Annotated in this window: 2 protein-coding genes; both read left to right on the forward strand. The window is 39.9% G+C overall.

The annotated features are described in order from the left end of the window. Positions 1 to 388 precede the first annotated feature (388 nt). Entirely contained in the window at positions 389 to 1,450 is a 1,062-nt protein-coding gene (locus tag CQA44_RS11735) for an aldo/keto reductase (protein ID WP_309544894.1), read from the forward strand. Positions 1,451 to 1,627: 177 nt separating this feature from the next. After that, complete coding sequence (locus CQA44_RS11740; RefSeq protein WP_115547389.1) at positions 1,628 to 2,485, forward strand: DUF1749 domain-containing protein; 858 nt, start codon at positions 1,628 to 1,630, stop codon at positions 2,483 to 2,485. The last annotated feature ends 291 nt before the right edge of the window (positions 2,486 to 2,776 follow it).

The raw sequence follows: 2,776 nt of genomic DNA on the forward strand, positions 1-2,776 counted from the left end.
TAAAATCCACACCTTACAATCTCTTTCACTCAATTCTAGTAGAGACAAAGAAATACTAGAGAGTTTTAAATCCTGTTATTAGTTTGACTGCTAGAGCTGGAGGGTAGAGATAAAGAAATATTAGAGAGTTTTAAATCTCACTCCTTACAATCTCTTCGCTCAATCACCCCTTTTTTTCATTGATTAATCTTGGCAAATATGATATTTTTCATAAATCACCCCTTGACAGATACTAAGTATCAGGTCTTATAATAAGGTTTTTGTTTTTGCTTGAAGGAATGATGATAACACTCTTACAAGAGAAGTTTATCATCGTTTGATAGGCTTAAAAGAGTATAAAACAACAAGTCATTATCCTCGTTGATTTCATCTTATAAGGAGTATCCTAATGAATCCTAGACGAGAGTTTCTCAAAACCTCTGCTAAAGTCGCTACAATGACAAGCCTTGCAAGCTTAGGAATCTTAGGATTTAATGCCTGTGATTCTAAAGATTCTTTAGAATCTAAAGATTCAAAAGCCCAAGACACGCAAGATTCAGCAGAATCCACAATGAGAGAATCAATCACTAATGAAGCATCTCAAATATCGCGCAAAGGAAAGAGTATGCAGACTATCACATTAAACAACGGCGTCCAAATGCCAATACTTGGCTATGGTGTGTATCAAATCTCTGACCATAAAGAATGTCAAAGGTGCGTAGAAGACGCTATGGCTGTGGGGTATCGCAGTATCGATACCGCCCAAGCGTATTTTAATGAAGAAGCCGTAGGCGCAGCCATTAAGGCAAGTGGGATAAAGCGAGAGGAGCTGTTTATCACGACCAAGCTATGGATTAGCGATGTAACGCAAGAGAGGGCTTTCAAAGCCTTTGAAACCTCACGCAAAAAGCTTGGGCTTGATTATGTGGATTTATATCTCATTCATCAGCCCTTTAATGATATTTATGGTGCGTGGAGGGCGATGAGCAAGCTGTATCAGGAGGGCTTGATTAAAGCCATTGGTGTCAGTAATTTTTATCCTGATAGAATCGCGGATTTTTGTTTAAACAATGAGGTTAAGCCCGCCCTCAATCAAATCGAATGCAACCCCCTACACGCACAATTTGAAGCACAAGAGATTCTACAAGAATACGGAGTTACGATGGAATCTTGGGCGCCTTTTGGGGAGGGCAGGAATAATATGTTCTATCATCCTACCCTCGCAGCAGTGGGTAAAAAGCATGATAAAAGTATCGCTCAAGTGATTTTACGGTGGCTTGTTCAGAGAAATATCATTGTGATTCCAAAAACCACGAGAAAAGAGCGAATGAGTGAGAATTTTAATATCTTTGACTTTAGCCTTGATGAAGAGGATATGAAAACTATCGCCGCACTTGATGATAAGCAAAGCCTCTTTTTCAATCACCGCGATCCCGCAATGGTAAAGATGCTCAATGAGCTACGGAGGTGAATTGAGGAACATTAGCAAATACTATCAAAAATAGGACAAAAGTGGGCTTAATGGAGAAAAGCGATCACAATAAAGGTAACTCTAATAAAGCTATCATAAGCCAGAAACATAAAGGCAGCCTTGCGGAGCGTCATTAAGATGAAAAAGAAGACTTAACATAATGATAAAGGAGATTTAATGCAAATTATCAGTGTCCCCACTAGGCGGGGTTTAGTTTTACGCAGTGTGATGTATGAGTGTGAGGGGGCGGAGAGTGTGGTGATTTTGATGAGCGGGATTTGTAGCAATATCTTTAATAATGAGCTTTTGCAAACCACCGGTGAGATTCTCTCTCAAAGAGGTTGTGCTTATATTGTAGGGCAGGCAATGGACGCCTTTTCCCTTTTACACTATTCCAATCTCATCACGCAAAAACAAGAGCTTAAGGGTGTAGTGATTGATGATTTTGATGTCATCTGTGAGGATGTCGATGCCTATGTGGAGTTTGCCCAAGCACAAGGATTTAAAAATATCATTTTAGCGGGGCATTCTCTAGGCTCAAATAAAATCATTCATTACCTTTCCTTGCATCATCACCCACTGATTAAGAAGTTTATCCTCACAGGTCCTGTGGATTTGGACGCATTGCAAAATGATGAGCGCAAAGAAAATTGGCTACAAACCGCAAAGCACTTCGTGAGTGAGGGCAGAGGAGAAGAGATTCTGCCCTTTTTGTATTTAGACTTTTCGCCAATGAGTGCACACACCCTTTTGGCATTCTATGAAAACACAACCCTAAAGAATTGTCCCTTTGCAGGAGGAGCGGGAGAAACACATTCACTAGGGGCAATCTCTATTTGTGGCACGGTTATCATCGGGGAGAAAGACAGCTGCACGGGTGGAAACGCACGAGCATTCGCCGAAAAAATCATCACTTGCACTAAAGAGCCCCAAAACAACACTATCGTGATTGTGCCTGATGCGGGTCATATTTTCTATGCCAAACACAATGAATATGCCCAAGAAATATTTAATGCCATTAGGGCGTTTGTGTAGTCTGTTTGAATTGCTAAGAGATTCTCTTAAGGCTATAAGGAGTTGGAGTTACGGAGAGATTAATTTGAGTGTGCTAAGAGATTCTCTAAAAGGAGATTGTTACAATGGATAGGTATTTAACAAAAAGTTTGAGTATGCTAAGAGAGATAAGAATCTTCTTGCCTGATTAAGCCAAAGCGCGAGCAAGAATCTTCTTGCTTGATTCTAATAAAGATAAGTTGATTGGATATAATGACACTTTGTTTTGATATGAGGAGGTGTAATGAAATGCTATGTTGTTGATGCGTTTAG

Source organism: Helicobacter sp. MIT 14-3879, from assembly GCF_003364125.1.